This window comes from Pseudomonas sp. DCB_BI, assembly GCF_026240995.1.
Classification (GTDB): domain Bacteria; phylum Pseudomonadota; class Gammaproteobacteria; order Pseudomonadales; family Pseudomonadaceae; genus Aquipseudomonas.
Genome location: NZ_JAPFCG010000002.1, coordinates 28,050 through 43,027 on the forward strand (window position 1 = coordinate 28,050; position 14,978 = coordinate 43,027).

Sequence of the window (14,978 nt, forward strand, 5' to 3'; positions counted from 1 at the left end):
CCTGAATCCATCTAGGCTTGCTCCAGGCCTGTCTGCAACAACATATAACGAAAACGAATATAGTTTTTGTTTTAAAGCATATCCCTACAGGCTAGGGTGTACGCCCGTACCATTCTTAAACTGCTCATGGAGAGCCAACAGCCCGTGCGTGGCCTGTTCACCCGTTTCTTCCAGCTTGAAGCCGCCAGCGGGCTGCTACTGATAGCCGCCGCCGTGCTGGCACTGGTCATCAACAATTCGCCACTGTCCTACCTGTACAGTGGCTTGCTCGACGTGCCCGTCGCGGTCCAGGTCGGCGCACTGAACATCGCCAAGCCATTGCTGCTGTGGATCAACGACGGCCTGATGGCCCTGTTCTTCCTGCTGATCGGCCTGGAGGTCAAGCGCGAGGTAGTCGATGGCCACCTGTCCAAACCGTCGCAGATCGTGCTACCTGCCTCGGCCGCCGTCGGCGGCATGGTAGTACCCGCGCTGATCTACTGGTTCATCAACCGTCACGACCCTGCCGCCGTTGCCGGATGGGCAATCCCTACCGCTACCGACATCGCCTTCGCCCTAGGTGTATTGGCCTTGCTGGGCAAGCGCGTGCCGGTATCGCTGAAACTGTTCCTGATGACCTTGGCGATCATCGACGATCTGGGGGCGATCATAGTCATCGCGCTGTTCTACTCCGGCACCTTGTCCAGCCTCTCGCTGCTGTTGGCCGCAGCCTGCCTGGTGGTGCTGGTGGCGATGAACCGCCTTGGCGTGGTCAAGCTTGGGCCCTACATGGTGGTTGGTCTGATCCTGTGGGTCTGCGTGCTCAAGAGCGGCGTGCATGCCACCCTGGCCGGTGTCGCCCTGGCCCTGTGCATCCCGCTGCGAACGCGCAACGCCGAAACTTCACCACTACTGGCCCTTGAACATGCCCTGCAACCCTGGGTGGCCTACGCCATCCTGCCGCTGTTCGCCTTCGCCAATGCCGGCGTTTCGCTGGCGGGCATGAGCGTGCAGAGCTTTACCCACCCCGTGCCGCTGGGTATCACAGCTGGCCTGTTGCTGGGCAAGACGGTGGGTGTATTCGGCCTTACCTGGCTGGCAGTCAAACTGCGCCTGGCCGCACTGCCTGCAGGGGCCAGCTGGGGGCAGTTGCTCGGGGTGGCGATACTCTGTGGCATCGGCTTTACCATGAGCCTGTTCGTGGGTTCGCTCGCCTTCGTACCGGGTAGCAGCGACTACGCGGGCATGGACCGCATGGGCATCCTGACCGGCTCGTTCTTCGCCGCTGTTATCGGCTATGCCGTCACCGCCATGGCCAGCCGCAGGTCTACCGCAGGTTAAGCGCGAGGCATTAAAAAACCCCGACTGGCAGCCGCCATGTCGGGGTTTTGTTTTACGGCATGACGGTCAGTGCGAGACGCGGCTGGTACCGTCGACAGTCATGATGCGCACACGGTCACCAACTCGGAAGATTTCGTTTTCCTGCACCGCCTGCACATAGGCACGCATGCTGCCGTCGTCTTCACGTACGGTGATCTCCACACCCTGGGTGCGGGTCAAGCCTTCCTCGGCAGCGGAACCGGCCAGGCCACCGGCCACCGCACCGATCACTGCAGCGACGATGCTGCCGCGGCCACCACCCACCGCGCTGCCGGCCACACCACCGACGATGGCGCCAGCACCACCGCCGATCGGGGTCTTGGTACCCTCGATCTTGACCGGACGCAGCGATTCGATGGTGCCCATGCGTACGGTTTGCACGCGGCGGGCTTCATCACGGGAGTAGCTGTCACCGGTCAGGCTCGAGGCACAGCCCCCCAGCAGCAGCGACATGGTGGTAAAGGTCGCCACCAGCAAAGCGGATTTACGCATGGGTAAAGTCTCCATAAGTCAGGTGCTCATTAGACGCTGCACGTTGACGGCTGTCACGGTACAAACGTAATAAAATTGTTTTCATTCAGCCGGGGTACAGCCTGCATGGCTGTGTCCAAGGGCCTTTAATGTGAGACCAAGGATAGCCATGGATTACTTCATCGTCGTGGTCGCCACCGTTGCAGGGTTGTATTTCCACGGGTGGCTGTATGTGCGCATGCGCCGATGGATGGACCGTGACCAGGCGTTGTCGCTGGCGGGGGCGGATCCGCAGAAGCGGGTCTACATGCTGCAGAAGCTGGAGCAGGCGCGGGTCGAGAGGGTAAAGCGCAAGGAACTGGCGGGGTGGTTGGAGCGGGAGGCGGCGGGCTATCCGGGGTAAGCGTGAACATTGCAGGGGCCGCAAAGCGGCCCCAAAACCTCAGGGCGCCAGCCGCTCGCGCAGCCATTGCCCATCCACCAACCGGTAGTTCAGACGGTCATGCAGGCGGCTAGCCCGCCCCTGCCAGAACTCGATACGCTCAGGCAGCAAACGGTAACCACCCCAATGCTCCGGGCAATGCGGCTGAGTATCCGAGAAACGCGCTTCGGTTGCCTTGACCAAGCCCTCCAACTCTTCACGCCCGGCAATGACCCGGCTCTGCGGCGAAGCCCAAGCCCCCAGGCGGCTGCCCAAGGGGCGCACCTGATAGTAATCATCTGACTCCTTGGCCGAAACCTTTGCCACCCGCCCTTCGATCCGAACCTGGCGCTCCAGCGCCGGCCAGAAGAAGGTCATGGCGGCAAACGGGTTGGCCTGCAGTTGCTGGCCTTTGGCGCTTTCGTAGTTGGTGAAGAAGGTGAAACCCTGCTCATCGAGCCCCTTCAGCAGCAATACACGGCAATGTGGGCGGCCTTCGCCGTCCACAGTAGCCAGGGTCATGGCATTGGCTTCCACAGGGGCCTGCTCGGTTTTCACCGCATCGGCAAACCACTGGTGAAACAGTGCGAAGGGCTCCCCCGGGGCCTGGGCTTCAGCCAGGCCATCACGGGTGTAGTCGCGGCGCATATCGGCCAGGGATTGGGTCATTGCTGCGTTCCTTGACGATCAGTTGGTCTTCGCAGGGCTGTTGGCAGCTACTTTTTTATCAGTGGTAGCTTTTTTCGCGGCTGGCTTGGCGGCTGGCTTGGCCGGCGCGGCTTTTTTCTTGGCTACAGTCTTGGCAGGGGCCTTGGCCTTGGCGACCGGCTTTTTAGCTGCCGGCTTGGCCGCCGCCTTGCTGTCGGTGGCCTTGGTGGCTGGTGCCTTGGCATCCTGGACTGCCACCATCGAGGCCGGGACAGGTGCCGGGGCGGCCTGCTGGTACTTGGCCAACAGTGCGACCATGGTGTTTTGCGGGGTCAGCAGCATTTCCACACGGCGGTTCAGTGCGCGGCCCTCGGCGCTGTCGTTGGCGGCGCGCGGCATCACCGAGCCCATGCCCTTGAGAGTGAGGCGGTCACGCTGCAGGCCGCTGAGACGGAAGATGGCCGATACCGAAGCGGCGCGCTCCAGGCTGAGCTTCTGGTTGGCAGCGGCGGCACCACTGGTGTCGGCATGGCCGAGTACCAGCACGGCTGTCTTGGGGTCACCTTCAACCGTCTTGGCCACCCGGGTGATCGGGCCAAGGGTCATTGGCAGCAGCATGTTCGGGCGGTCCGGGTTGTATGAGCTGTCCACCGGGAGGGTAACGGCCAGCACGTTGTCGCGGCGCTCCAGTTCCAGCTTGCTGTCCTTGATCGCTTCACGCAGCTTGGGCTCGTACTCGTCCAGCCAGGCCTGAGTGGCCTTCTGGTCGATTTTCGGTACCACAGGGCCCTTGGCCTGCGCTTCGTCACCACCGAACGGCCACCACCAGCGGCTGGCGCTTTCGGATTTGGCATCGGCCTTGGTCACTTTTTCAGTGACGGCTGCCTTCACTTCCTGCTCGGCTACCTTGTCCGAACCGAAAGGCCACCAGCTGGAGCCACCTTCCTTGGAGCCGTCCGGGGCGTGGCTGGCGCAGCCGGTAACGGCGGTCAGGCACAGGGCGAGTGCTAAGGTTTTATGTGAAGACATCAGCGATACACCATGAAATAGAAAGATATTTTGCCTAGGCACTTCAGGCGTTGGCATTGAGGATAGTCAAAGGGGTGGGCCAATACCCGCATTACCCGATCAAAGGCAACTGCCGAGCACGCGTACCAGCTTCTGCGCGCGAGGGTCCATGAGTACATATGGGCCGAGGGTATTGACCACGAAACCGAATGCCACATCGTGCTCCGGGTCGGCAAAACCGACAGAACCTCCGGCACCTGGGTGGCCGAAAGCACGGGCGCCGAGACCAAAGGTAGCGTTGGCCACGTCAGGCTGGTCGAGCATGCAGCCCAGGCCGAAACGGGTCTGGGTGAGCAAGGTGCGATCCTGGCCGAGGCTATGCTCGCGGGTCAACTCGTCGAGCAGTTCGGATTCAAGCAAGCTGCCGTCCAGCAACCCGGCATAGAAACCCGCCAGGCTGCGCGCGTTGCCATGGCCGTTGGCCGCTGGCTGCTGCATGCGCCGCCATTCCGGCTTGTTGGTGCTGGTCAGGATCGCCGGCGGGTTGGTAAAGGCACGTGTCGAGAGGGCTTCGGGCTCGCGCATGGTCACTTGCAGCAAGCGCTGCGCCGCCGCGTCCCCGGGGTTGCCCTTGCCACGGGCGATATGGGCCACGCGGTCGAATTCCTCATCGGCCAAGCCAACATGAAAATCCAGCCCCAGCGGCCGAGCGGTACGGGCCACGATCGAGTCACCTGGGCCACGGCCATCGGCACGCCGGATCAGCTCGCCGATCAGCCAGCCGTAAGTGATGGCGGCATAGCCGTGCTCCGTGCCTGGCGTCCACCATGGGGTCTCGGCCGCCAGGGTATCGACCATGGTCTGCCAGTCATACAGGGCTTCGGCCGGCAGCAACTCACGGATGGCCGGCAAACCGGCACGGTGGCTGAGCAACTGGCGCAGGGTAACCGACTGTTTACCGGCCTGGGCAAACTCGGGCCAATAGTTGGCCACCGGAGCATCGAGGGCCAGCTTGCCTTCGCCGACCAACTGCAGGGCAGTAACGGCAGTGAAGGTCTTGGTGCAGGAGAACAGGTTGGCGATGGTGTCGCTGTGCCAGGCCTGCTGGCCGTCCTTGTCGGCGCTGCCGGCCCAGAGGTCGACGACGGTTTCGCCACCCACCTGGATGCACAGCGCGGCACCACGCTCCTGGGGATCATCGAACAACGCGGCAAAGGCCTCGCGCACGGCTTCGAACTTCAGCTCATAGTGACCCTGGATCTGCACCCGCTGCTCTCCGTACGACCATATTCAAAAAGGTGTGCATTGTTTCAGTAGTTTGGCGTTTTGCAAACTGCCTTGGGCTGGGTGGTCGCGATGAAAGGTCCCCAAGCTGGACGTGCTGTTTGCCAGAACCCCACAACCCTGAGCAATTTCTGTGGGGAGCAAAAGCGCCCGCTCCCCACAGCACTTGTGCATCAGTCAGGGAGCCGGTTTTTCCAGTTCGGTACGCAACTGAGCCATGGCCTGCAGGTTGCTCTTGCGCACAGCATCGACAAAACCCGGATACGGCATATCGGTGATCGCTACCAGCCCCAGATGGCCGTTCTCACCGTCGAGCAACCGGCCGCTGGCCGGCTGGTCGAGGTACTGGAACCAATGCGCGCCGACGATCATCGGCTGCGCCAGGGCCGCTTTGAGGAAGTTACCGTACGCCGGGCCACGGTCTTCCTCCCGAACCAGCTCCAGCGGGCCCGGCCAGAACGGTCCGCGGTCGCGCGAGCCGAACTGGAACTCCGACACCAGCACGGGTTTGTCCAGCTCGGCCAGGCGGGCAAAGTCGTAGCCGTCCTGTGGCTTGAGGGTATAAAAGTTGAAACTGAGCACATCACAGAACTCGGCACAGGCCTTGACCGCTTCGGGCGTGCTGACGGCATAGCGGCCACCCAGCAGCAGGTGGTTGGGTGCATGCCAATTCAACGCATCGGCAATGGTCTTGAAGTAGGTTTCGGCAAAGACCTGCTGGAAGTGCTGATAATCGCGCTCGATTTCGGGGTGCTCAGGGTTGGGCAATGGCGCCTCGAAGCCCGGGTCTTCCATCAGTTCCCAAGCCGTCAGTTCAATGCCCCAGGCCTTGGACAAGCCTTCCTGGTTACGGTACTTGTCACGCAACTGCTTGAGGAAGGCGCGCTTGGCCGGCACGTCGGTGGTCAGCCGCAAGGTGCCATAGGCCAAGCCATAGCGTGCCTTGGGGTCGCTGCCAGGCGCAGCCCAGGCCAGCTCGTTGTCGGCGAAGTAGCCGATCAGCCAGGGGTCGTCACGGTGATCACGGGCAGCAATCGCCACGGCGCGCTCGGTGGCCATGGCAAAACGTGGGTCGAACGGGTCGGGCATGCTGCCCCACCAGTCCATGCCGGTGCTGATGCTGGCGTAGTCACCGACGATCGACAGCGGCAGGGTATATGGCATGCGCCGGGCCTGACCCAAGGCAGGCTCGCTCCAGTTGCCGATGGTGTTGAAGCCCCAGGCCTGCAGCCGGTCGAGTGCATGGGCCTGCCAGCGGGCCGCGTCCAGCACCAGCGGTGGGCAACTGGCCGGCTGCCCTTCGGTGGCGGGAGGGCAGGGTTTGCCGTGGGTGCGCTGCAGGTTGGCGGCATAGAAGTCGAACCAGCGACCCTTCTTGAAATTGCGCCCTTTCGACGAGGCATTGCCATCGTCGTTGTTGCCTTCGCCGTAGAACGCCGACAGGGCATCTGCCTCGCCCGGCAGGGCTTTGAACATACCTTCACGCCCGGCGACGTAGGTCCGCCCGCCGTCTGCCGCTACGGCGTTCACCCCCAGGGAATAAAATGGGTGCCCTTCCGGAGTCACCAGGTACCAGCGGCCGTCACGCTTTTCCGTACGGAAGAAGCCCTTGGCCGCGAAAGCCGGCCCGGCCACCAGGCCGCCGTAAGCGTCCAGTTGCTGCTTGCCGCGCTCTGCCAGCCAGCCCTTGAGCTGTTGCTGTTCACGTGCACCCGCGGCCTTGAGCTGCTCGTCAGCCGCCACCTTTTCCGGCCAGTTGCCGCGGGTGGACTGGCCATAGGCATCGATCAACCCTTGATAGGCCGCCTGGTACGCCTGGTCGTCATCCTGGATGCCGACGCGCTCGATCAGCAGGCTCTGCGCCACCTTGGGGTTGGGAATACTGAGACTCACTGAAGCCACCTGCTTGAGGTCGACCGCGCCGGCGCTGCTGCTCAGCAGCAGGCGCTGACCACCGTGGTTCCACGGCATCGGTGGGCCGGCGCGCATGCCCTGGCTCAGCGGCGAGTTGGCGGTCAGCGGCACCATCACGGTTTGCGCGGGCCCAGCAGGCAGGTCGATACGGCTGGTCAGGGTGCGGCCGTCACTACCTTGCACCGTCACATCCACAGTCAACGCCCAGTCCATGGCACTTTGCAGGCGCAAGGTCAGGAACTGCCCGGTGGACCAGTCCCATACCCCGCCTTGGGGGCTCAGGCGCAGGGTGGGCCGCTGGGCCGGATTGAACACCACGCGGCGCAACACCTCGCCCTCGGCCGTTTGCTCCGCGTTGTACTGCGGCATGCCGGCATCCTCGGTCGCCACATTGACCACCGAGGCCGGGCGCACGAAGCTGAACAGCGTCTGCTGCCCGGCCAGCAAGGGCGAGCTGAACAACAGGGCGAAAACGGCAGGCAGGGTACGGCGGACCATAAGGCTGAGGCTCTCCTTCAGGGCCGTCATGGCCCCAAGACTGAGTAATGGACAACACGCCGGAGCAAGTGCTCCGGCGGTCAGGAAATCTCCCGCCGGAACGGCGGCAGCGCATTGAGGATAGCCTTGCCGTAGCGCTGGGTGACCAGACGCCGGTCCAGCAAGGTGATAATGCCGCGATCCTGTTCGGTACGCAGCAGGCGGCCACAGGCCTGAATCAGCTTGAGCGAGGCGTCGGGTACGGCAATTTCCATGAACGGGTTACCGCCGCGGGCCTCGATCCACTCCGACAATGCCGCCTCGACCGGGTCGTCGGGCACGGAGAAAGGAATCTTGGCGATGACCACGTGCTCGCAGTACGCTCCCGGCAAATCGACCCCTTCGGCAAAGCTGGCCAGGCCGAACAACACGCTGTGCTGGCCGTCGTCGACCCGCGCCTTGTGCTTGTTCAGGGTTTCCTGCTTGGACAGGTTGCCCTGGATCAGTACCAGTTTGCGCCAGTCACGGTCCAGGCCATCGAACACATCCTGCATCTGCTTGCGCGAGGAGAACAACACCAGCGCGCCACGGGCGCCTTCGACGATGTTCGGCAGCTCGCGGATGATCGCCGCGGTGTGCGCCGCGGCGTCGCGCGGGTCGGCCTGCAGGTCGGGGACCCGCAACAGGCCGGCATCGCCATGCACGAACGGGCTGGGCACCACACAAGTGACAGCATCGCGTGGCAACCCCGAACGCATGCGAAAACGGTCGAACTTGCCCAGCGCGGTCAGTGTCGCCGAGGTCACCAGCGCGCCATGGGCCACACTCCACAGGCTGCGGCGAAGCATTTCGGCGGCGAGAATAGGGCTGGCGTTGACTTCGATGTCAAACAGCGCACCACTCTCGGCCAAGGTCAGCCAGCGCGCCATCGGTGGGCTGTCTTCCGGGTCTTCGGCGGTAAAGGCCGTCCACAGTTCCCAGTTGCCCTGGGCGCGCGTGACCAGGCTGCCGAACAGCGGGTACCACTCCTCGGCCTGGTGGCTGGCGATACCGATGTTGACCTCACCGTCCATACCTTCTTTCAGCAGGTCGGCGAGGCGGGTAAACAGGTCGTTGAGGCGGGCAAAGCCCTTTTTCAGCTCGATGCCCACTTCGCGGATCTGTTCCGGCACCACGCCACCCTCAAAGCGGTAACGCGGGCGCTCGCGGCCTTCGGTGTCCTCGCTGGGGCGGAAGTCGGCCACCTGTTCGCACAGGGTGAACATGAACTGCTGCTGGGTGCGCACTTCGCGCGCCAGCTCGGGTACCTGCTCGATGTACTTGCCCAGATCGCCAGGCAGTGGATGCTGGGCCAGCAGCTTGGTCAGGTTCTTGGCAGTCTGTTCCAGCCAGTCGGCGGTGGAGCGCAGGCGCGAGTAATGAGCGAAATGGCCAATGGCCTTGTCTGGCAGGTGGTGCCCTTCGTCGAACACATACATGGTGTCGCGCGGGTCGGGCAATACCGCCCCGCCGCCCAGGGCCAGGTCGGCCAGAACCATGTCGTGGTTGGTCACGATCACATCGACCTTGCCCATGCCTTCGCGAGCCTTGTAGAACACGCACTGCTGGAAGTTCGGGCAATGGCGGCCAGTGCACTGGCTGTGGTCGGTGGTCAGGCGCGCCCAGTCCTGGTCTTCCAGGGCTTCGGGCCAGCTGTCGCGATCACCGTCCCAGCGGTTGCCGGCAAGCTTCTCGATCATGCTGTTGAACAGCTTCTGGCTGCGCTCGTCGACTTCGATATGGAAGCCTTCTTCCTCGAACAGCTGGGCGGTGGCCGACTGGGCGTGGCCCTCCTGCAAGAGGATGTCGAGCTTGGACAGGCACAGATAGCGACCGCGGCCTTTGGCCAGGGCGAAGCTGAAGTTGAGGCCGCTGCTGCGCATCAAGTCGGGCAAGTCCTTGATGACGATCTGCTCCTGCAAGGCCACGGTTGCAGTGGCGATCACCAGGCGCTTGCCTGCCGCCTTGGCGGCAGGGATTGCAGCCAGTGCATACGCGACCGTCTTGCCGGTACCTGTGCCCGCCTCCACCGCGACCACGGCAGGTTCGCCGGCACGGCGGCCTTCATCGTCGCAGGCGATGTCGCCAAGTACCTTGGCCACTTCGGCGATCATCAGGCGCTGGCCATAGCGCGGCTTGAGGCTCTTGGCTTCGAGAAAACGCGTATAGGCGCCCTGGATGGTGGCTTTGAGTTCGTTGCTGATCATGGTCTGCAGGCGCCCGGAGGGCTGGATATATTTTCAGTGTTTCGCATGGGGCGGCTATCATACCCCGCTATTGCCCATTGTGCCGCATGGAGATCCTGATGCTCGCCTTCGCCCTCCCCTACACACTGCATGTCCTGGCCGCCCTGGTGTGGGTCGGCGGCATGTTCTTCGCCTGGCTGGTGCTACGCCCGGCAACGGTTGCAGCCCTCGAAGGGCCTGCCCGCCTGCGCTTGTGGGTGGAAGTTTTCCGACGCTTCTTCGTCTGGGTCTGGCTGGCAGTGGCGATTTTGGCGATAAGTGGTATCGGCATGTTGCACATGCGCTTCAGCGGTTTCGAGACGGCGCCGAAGTATGTGCACGTGATGATCGGTGGCGGGATCGCCATGTTTGCCTTGTTCATGCGTATTCAGGCGCTGCTGCTGCCGGAGTTGAAAGCCGCGGTGCTGGCCGAGGACTGGCCGACGGGCGCGGCGGTGCTGGGGCGGATTCGGCGGATGGTGGGCATCAACCTGCTGCTGGGCCTGGCCGTGGTTGTGGTGGCCAGTTCGCGACTGGTGCTTTGACAACGGTGGGAGCTGCCTCCCACAGGGTTCAGAGCCGCTGCAGGATCAACTCCCCTGCAGCCCCGGCCAGGCCAGGCTGCCCCGGCTGGCCTGGTCGGCCATTGGCGCCGGCATCAGTGCTGTACACCAGGCAACCCTTGCTCGCGCCACCTTTGCCGGCTTTGCCTGCTGCCCCGGGCTTACCCGGAGCGCCGCCATCCAGGCGCACGACGATGCGCGCTTGCGGGAAGCCCTGCGGCAAGCTCAGGCGAATGCGCCCGCCCGGGGCACCATCGTGCCCGTTGCCGCCATCATCGCCATTGGCACCGGGGCTGGCCTGGCCCCACGTGCACCCACCGGCCTGGCCGTTGCCACCATCGAGCCCCACGTAACCCGGTGCCCCTGCGCCGCCGCGGGCATCGATCGCTAGCCGCTCGGCATCCACTTCCGCCAGCTTCAGGTCCAGGCTTCGACCCGAGCGGGCTGCCCGCTGATAGCTACCCGCCGCCCCGGTGGCGCTGAACTCGCTGCCCTCGCCCAGCCGCGCGCTGCGCGCCTCGATCAGCAGCGGGCTATCGGCGGGGGCCACGACAATCCGCGCATCGCGGCCCAGCTCCAGCTGGTCAATCTTCAACTCTGCCAGCGTCGCCGGCAGCATCAGGGTCGCCGCATCAGCGACATGCAACTGGGTCAAGTGCACACTGGCCGACTTGTCGGGCAGGCGCAGCATGGAGTTAGCGGCAACCTCCAGGTTTTCGGCCTGGGCCAGGGGGGTGGCCAACATGGCCAGCAATATCAGATTACGCATTGCGCGGCGCCTCCTGCGCACGGGGAATGGACATGACATGGAAGATACCCGTCAGCAGGATCTGCAAACGGTCGAACCAGCGGTGACTACGCCCGCGCAGGCTGCGATTGAAGAACAGTACCTCAAGCAGGTGCAGGCCCAGCAGGAAGATGCCGGCGGCATTGATCAGCAGATTGAAGGGCAACGGCTGTGGCATCAGCTGATTGAACAACACCACGCCCCAGAAAGCGACCGTCAGGACCTTGCCCAGGCCCAGGATGAACTTCATACCCCGCCCCTATGAATTGTCGTTATGTCGGGACGGCCCGCGCGCGAGCCGTGCGACCCACATTAACTGCAAGGCCAAGACCGGCGCCAGCACCGCTTAGTTGAGGTGCAGCTCCACCCGTCGGTTGCGTGTGCGGCCCTCTTCGGTTTCATTGTCCGTGACCGGTTCGCTTTCGCCGCGGCCCTGGCTGGTGACCTTGCCGGCCTCGAGACCCTGGCCGATCAGGTACTCGGCCACGCTGCTGGCGCGGCGTTCGGAAAGCGCCTGGTTGTAGCTGTCGGAACCGACGCTGTCGGTGTGGCCGATCACCCTGACCTTGGCCACTGTCGGTGAATTGAGTTTCGCCACCAGGTCCTGCAAACGCGCCTTGGCCGCTGGCGTCAGTTCGGCGGAGTCGAAGGCGAACATCACCGCGCCGTTGTCATCGAGGATGATCACTTCAGGCGAGGGTTCGGGAGCAGTGGCCGGCGGCGCTGCCGGGTATTCCTTCAACGGGCAACCCATGTGGTCGACCGGGGTGTTGCCAGGGGTGTCGGGGCAATGGTCGCGGCGATCGAAAATACCGTCGTCATCTTCATCACCGTCCTGGGCATAACAGATCAATCCGCCGGCGATCGCGCCCAAGGCACCGCCGCCAGCCGCCCACGTAGAGCTTTCGATAGCGCCCAGGCCGCCACCGACAAGGCCGCCCAACAGGCTGCAGATGGGCCAGGTCCTTTGGTTGAGCGGCGCGCTGCCATCACTGTGCGTGGCGCAGCCTGCAAGCAGGCTAACGGCCACCAGCAGCGGCAATGCCGCCTTCGACGTCACACTCATGCTGAATGCTCCTGTGTCATTGGCCACCAACGTCTGACCGGCATGCAGACGCGCCCGTGCCACTGCTCAAGGCACGGGCGCATACCGATTTACCGCTGGATCTTGATTTCGGTACGACGGTTCATGGCCCGCCCATCGGCCGTGGCATTGTCTGCCACTGGCTGGGTTTCACCGGCACCCACCACCGAAATGAAGCTGCTGCGCGGCACACCGCTCTCGACCAGGTAATCGGTCACCGAATGGGCACGGCGCTCGGACAGTTTCTGGTTGTAGCTGTCGGAGCCGACGCTGTCGGTATGGCCGCTCACGCTCAGCCGGGCGGATGGCGCTTCCTGTTTCAGGCGCGTGGCAATGGTATTGAGGCGTTCCTTGTCGCGGGCGGTCAGGCGCGCAGAGTCAAACTCGAAGTGCACATCGCGGATGACGATGACCTCTTCCTTCTGCACCACCACTTCTTCGACCACTGGCGCTGGCGGCTCGGGCGGGCAGCCATTGGCATCGACCTGCACCCCGCGCGGGGTGCCAGGGCACTTGTCACGGCTGTCCGGCACGCCGTCGCCATCCTCGTCGCCATCGCCATGGGCCCAGCAGTAGCCCGCTGCCAGGCCACCGCCCAGCAACGCACCCCAGCCCGCCCAGCTGGAACTTTCGATAGCGCCCAGGGCGGCGCCGCCGACACCCCCGACGGCAGCACATTTCGGCCAGTCGGTTTTTTGCAAACCTGCACAACCAGTCAACACACTGGTGAGCAGTACCAGGGGTAACGCTGTGCGTACTATGCTCATTTGATTGCTTCTCCTAGGGGAATCGGCATATGGCCGATCTCTGGGAGTAAAGACCGCGCATTCCAATGCTGCCAGCAATAAGCCACGACGCGGTCACATGCCTCTTTGCCCACACGCTGCGGCCAGCTAGTCTTGGACGACTTGAACGAGGACAGGCAATGACCGACGGTTTTTCCCAACGCACCCCGCAGCAAGCCCTGGCGGCGCTGCTCGAGCGCTTCACCCCGCAACGCCTGCTGCTGGTGGGCACGCGCTTCCCGGCACTGGATGCCTTCGCCCAGGCGCACCCTCACGTGACTATCGCCACTGCCGCCCCCGGCCCACTACCAGCCGAGCTCGCTGCCCAGCGCTTCGACCTGGCGGTGCTGGTGGACTGCCTGGAGCACCTGCCCAAGCGCACCGGCCTGGAACTGCTCGGTGGCATTCGCAACCTCAATGCCAGCCGGGTTGCCGTGTTGGCCGACCTGGCCGCCTGTGGCTGGCAGGACACCGACTTCTTCGCCCTGGCCCTGTCGGCCAGCGAGAAATTCAGGCGTGACCAGCAGGTCTTGAGCCTGTTCACCTATGATCTACATGACTACAAGCAGGTCCCGGACTGGCTCAATGCCCGGTTCTGGGCCAACCCTGAAAACTTCGGCAAGTACTGGTGGTGATGATGAGTGTCTCGGTCTGCCCGTGTGGCAGTGGCAACCTGCTCGACGCCTGCTGTGGGCATTACCATGCCGGCACCCCGGCGCCGGATGCCCAGGCGCTGATGCGTTCACGCTACAGTGCCTACGTACTGGGCCTAGTCGACTACCTGGTGGCCACCACGCTGCCCGCCCAGCAAGCCGACCTGGACCGTGTCGCCATGGCCGCCTGGAGTGCGCAGAGCACCTGGCTGGGCCTGGAGGTGGAAAGCGCGGAAGTACTCGGTGGCCAGCCGGAGCACGGTTTTGTCACCTTCACCGCACGCTGGCACGACCTGGACGGCGACCACCAGCACCGCGAGCGCTCGGCGTTCGTCCAGCACGCCGGGCGCTGGTACTTCATCGACCCCACGGTCGGGCTGAAGGCCGGGCGCAATGACCCCTGCCCCTGCGCCAGCGGGCAGAAGTTCAAGAAGTGCTGTGCCAGTTACGTGGCGAACTGATCATGACGGCCCGCGCCCGCCTGCTGCTACTCGCTACGCTGATGGCATGCCTGGCCGGCTGTGCGAGCTGGGGCGGTGACGACTGGCGCGAACCTGAGGTACGCCTGGTCGAGGTCGAAACGGTCAAGGCCAGTTTGCTGCAGCAGGAGTTCGTGCTGCACCTGCAGGTCGACAACCCCAACGACAGCCGCCTGTTCATCCGCAGCCTGTCATATGCCGTACGGCTCAACGACCTGTTGCTGGTGCAGGACGAGACCAGCCTCTGGCGCAGCGTCGGCGGGCATGCCGGGCGCACCTTCAAGATCACCGCGCGAACCAACCTGTGGCAACACCTCAAGCCGCTGGCCAAGCTGCTCAGAAGCAAGCAACCGCTGCACTACACACTGCAGGGCGAACTGGCCACCGGGCTGCTCATCCACCGGGACCTGCACTTATCGCGCAGTGGTGAGATAATCCCCGGCGATCATATCCCGGAGTAACCCTGCAATGTCCCAACAACCCCACGTTCATGGCCCTGACTGCAACCACGACCATGACCATCATCACGACCACGGCCATGTCCACGGCCCGCACTGCAACCACGGTCACCAGGAACCGGTCCGCAACGCCCTGAAGGACGTTGGCCGTAACGACCCGTGCCCGTGCGGCAGCGAGAAAAAGTTCAAGAAGTGCCACGGGGCCTGATTAGCCGCCCATCGCAGTAGGCAACCAATCTGGCGCTGGCGCTGTACCTGTGGGGGCGGCTGTAGCCGCGATCACCGGCACAGCCGGTGCCATCTACCGTGCTGGATCCGTCGCG

At 63.9% G+C, this 14,978-nt stretch carries 17 protein-coding genes; 7 read left to right on the forward strand and 10 right to left on the reverse strand.

The window, feature by feature from the left end:
* Positions 1-126: 126 nt before the first annotated feature.
* Entirely contained in the window at positions 127-1,320 is a 1,194-nt protein-coding gene (nhaA, locus tag OO258_RS02450) for a Na+/H+ antiporter NhaA (RefSeq protein ID WP_266028742.1), read from the forward strand.
* Between the two features lie 66 nt (positions 1,321-1,386).
* Here the strand turns inward: nhaA and OO258_RS02455 are convergent, their stop codons facing one another.
* Complete coding sequence (locus OO258_RS02455) at positions 1,387-1,851, reverse strand: glycine zipper 2TM domain-containing protein (RefSeq protein WP_009684613.1); 465 nt, start codon at positions 1,849-1,851, stop codon at positions 1,387-1,389.
* 148 nt (positions 1,852-1,999) lie between these two features.
* Between OO258_RS02455 and OO258_RS02460 the strand changes: the two genes are divergently transcribed.
* The gene (locus OO258_RS02460) at positions 2,000-2,233 is read left to right on the forward strand and encodes a hypothetical protein (protein ID WP_110742852.1); all 234 of its coding nucleotides are present in this window, start codon (positions 2,000-2,002) and stop codon (positions 2,231-2,233) included.
* 39 nt (positions 2,234-2,272) lie between these two features.
* Here OO258_RS02460 and pdxH read toward each other — a convergent pair whose 3' ends face one another.
* From pdxH to dinG, 5 genes are all read right to left on the reverse strand, one after another.
* Positions 2,273-2,920, reverse strand: coding sequence for a pyridoxamine 5'-phosphate oxidase (gene pdxH / locus OO258_RS02465; protein WP_110742850.1), 648 nt, complete (start codon positions 2,918-2,920; stop codon positions 2,273-2,275).
* An 18-nt stretch (positions 2,921-2,938) separates the two neighbouring features.
* Entirely contained in the window at positions 2,939-3,928 is a 990-nt protein-coding gene (locus OO258_RS02470) for an OmpA family protein (protein WP_266028743.1), read from the reverse strand.
* 99 nt (positions 3,929-4,027) lie between these two features.
* Positions 4,028-5,173, reverse strand: a complete 1,146-nt coding sequence (locus tag OO258_RS02475) for a serine hydrolase domain-containing protein (RefSeq protein WP_266028744.1) — start codon at positions 5,171-5,173, stop codon at positions 4,028-4,030.
* 195 nt (positions 5,174-5,368) lie between these two features.
* Entirely contained in the window at positions 5,369-7,603 is a 2,235-nt protein-coding gene (locus OO258_RS02480; RefSeq protein WP_266028745.1) for a beta-galactosidase, read from the reverse strand.
* Positions 7,604-7,683: 80 nt separating this feature from the next.
* Positions 7,684-9,828 (reverse strand): ATP-dependent DNA helicase DinG, encoded by a 2,145-nt coding sequence (gene dinG, locus OO258_RS02485; protein WP_266028746.1) that lies wholly within the window; start codon positions 9,826-9,828, stop codon positions 7,684-7,686.
* A 98-nt stretch (positions 9,829-9,926) separates the two neighbouring features.
* Between dinG and OO258_RS02490 the strand changes: the two genes are divergently transcribed.
* Positions 9,927-10,391: a CopD family protein gene (locus OO258_RS02490; protein ID WP_266028747.1), complete on the forward strand. Its 465-nt coding sequence runs from the start codon at positions 9,927-9,929 to the stop codon at positions 10,389-10,391.
* Positions 10,392-10,419: 28 nt separating this feature from the next.
* Here the strand turns inward: OO258_RS02490 and OO258_RS02495 are convergent, their stop codons facing one another.
* The 4 genes from OO258_RS02495 to OO258_RS02510 all read right to left on the reverse strand — a co-directional run bounded on the left by OO258_RS02495 (position 10,420) and on the right by OO258_RS02510 (position 13,047).
* Positions 10,420-11,178 (reverse strand): collagen-like protein, encoded by a 759-nt coding sequence (locus OO258_RS02495; protein ID WP_266028748.1) that lies wholly within the window; start codon positions 11,176-11,178, stop codon positions 10,420-10,422.
* Positions 11,171-11,446, reverse strand: a complete 276-nt coding sequence (locus OO258_RS02500) for a DUF1145 domain-containing protein (RefSeq protein ID WP_266028749.1) — start codon at positions 11,444-11,446, stop codon at positions 11,171-11,173. The genes OO258_RS02495 and OO258_RS02500 overlap by 8 nt, the downstream gene beginning before the upstream one ends.
* 96 nt (positions 11,447-11,542) lie before the next feature.
* Entirely contained in the window at positions 11,543-12,262 is a 720-nt protein-coding gene (locus tag OO258_RS02505) for an OmpA family protein (RefSeq protein WP_266028750.1), read from the reverse strand.
* 89 nt (positions 12,263-12,351) lie between these two features.
* The gene (locus tag OO258_RS02510) at positions 12,352-13,047 is read right to left on the reverse strand and encodes an OmpA family protein (RefSeq protein WP_266028751.1); all 696 of its coding nucleotides are present in this window, start codon (positions 13,045-13,047) and stop codon (positions 12,352-12,354) included.
* Positions 13,048-13,205: 158 nt separating this feature from the next.
* Here OO258_RS02510 and OO258_RS02515 point away from each other — a divergent pair, with 158 nt between their 5' ends.
* From OO258_RS02515 to OO258_RS02530, 4 genes are read left to right on the forward strand one after another with little or no spacing between them, the layout of a single operon-like run.
* The gene (locus OO258_RS02515) at positions 13,206-13,700 is read left to right on the forward strand and encodes a DUF6231 family protein (RefSeq protein WP_110742833.1); all 495 of its coding nucleotides are present in this window, start codon (positions 13,206-13,208) and stop codon (positions 13,698-13,700) included.
* 2 nt (positions 13,701-13,702) lie between these two features.
* A complete protein-coding gene (locus tag OO258_RS02520; RefSeq protein WP_110742831.1) occupies positions 13,703-14,179 on the forward strand; it encodes a YchJ family protein in 477 nt (158 codons plus the stop codon).
* A gap of 2 nt (positions 14,180-14,181) precedes the next feature.
* The gene (locus OO258_RS02525; protein ID WP_110742906.1) at positions 14,182-14,658 is read left to right on the forward strand and encodes an LEA type 2 family protein; all 477 of its coding nucleotides are present in this window, start codon (positions 14,182-14,184) and stop codon (positions 14,656-14,658) included.
* 7 nt (positions 14,659-14,665) lie between these two features.
* A complete protein-coding gene (locus tag OO258_RS02530; RefSeq protein WP_009684590.1) occupies positions 14,666-14,863 on the forward strand; it encodes an SEC-C metal-binding domain-containing protein in 198 nt (65 codons plus the stop codon).
* Positions 14,864-14,978 lie beyond the last annotated feature (115 nt).

Excerpts from the sequence above, each read along its gene's own strand:
- nhaA (WP_266028742.1), top strand. The coding sequence starts at position 127 with ATGGAGAGCCAACAGCCCGTGCGTGGCCTGTTCACCCGTTTCTTCCAG.
- OO258_RS02455 (WP_009684613.1), bottom strand. The coding sequence starts at position 1,851 with ATGCGTAAATCCGCTTTGCTGGTGGCGACCTTTACCACCATGTCGCTG.
- OO258_RS02460 (WP_110742852.1), top strand. The coding sequence starts at position 2,000 with ATGGATTACTTCATCGTCGTGGTCGCCACCGTTGCAGGGTTGTATTTC.
- pdxH (WP_110742850.1), bottom strand. The coding sequence starts at position 2,920 with ATGACCCAATCCCTGGCCGATATGCGCCGCGACTACACCCGTGATGGC.
- OO258_RS02470 (WP_266028743.1), bottom strand. The coding sequence starts at position 3,928 with ATGTCTTCACATAAAACCTTAGCACTCGCCCTGTGCCTGACCGCCGTT.
- OO258_RS02480 (WP_266028745.1), bottom strand. The coding sequence starts at position 7,603 with ATGGTCCGCCGTACCCTGCCTGCCGTTTTCGCCCTGTTGTTCAGCTCG.
- dinG (WP_266028746.1), bottom strand. The coding sequence starts at position 9,828 with ATGATCAGCAACGAACTCAAAGCCACCATCCAGGGCGCCTATACGCGT.
- OO258_RS02490 (WP_266028747.1), top strand. The coding sequence starts at position 9,927 with ATGCTCGCCTTCGCCCTCCCCTACACACTGCATGTCCTGGCCGCCCTG.
- OO258_RS02495 (WP_266028748.1), bottom strand. The coding sequence starts at position 11,178 with ATGCGTAATCTGATATTGCTGGCCATGTTGGCCACCCCCCTGGCCCAG.
- OO258_RS02500 (WP_266028749.1), bottom strand. The coding sequence starts at position 11,446 with ATGAAGTTCATCCTGGGCCTGGGCAAGGTCCTGACGGTCGCTTTCTGG.
- OO258_RS02505 (WP_266028750.1), bottom strand. The coding sequence starts at position 12,262 with ATGAGTGTGACGTCGAAGGCGGCATTGCCGCTGCTGGTGGCCGTTAGC.
- OO258_RS02510 (WP_266028751.1), bottom strand. The coding sequence starts at position 13,047 with ATGAGCATAGTACGCACAGCGTTACCCCTGGTACTGCTCACCAGTGTG.
- OO258_RS02515 (WP_110742833.1), top strand. The coding sequence starts at position 13,206 with ATGACCGACGGTTTTTCCCAACGCACCCCGCAGCAAGCCCTGGCGGCG.
- OO258_RS02520 (WP_110742831.1), top strand. The coding sequence starts at position 13,703 with ATGAGTGTCTCGGTCTGCCCGTGTGGCAGTGGCAACCTGCTCGACGCC.
- OO258_RS02525 (WP_110742906.1), top strand. The coding sequence starts at position 14,182 with ATGACGGCCCGCGCCCGCCTGCTGCTACTCGCTACGCTGATGGCATGC.
- OO258_RS02530 (WP_009684590.1), top strand. The coding sequence starts at position 14,666 with ATGTCCCAACAACCCCACGTTCATGGCCCTGACTGCAACCACGACCAT.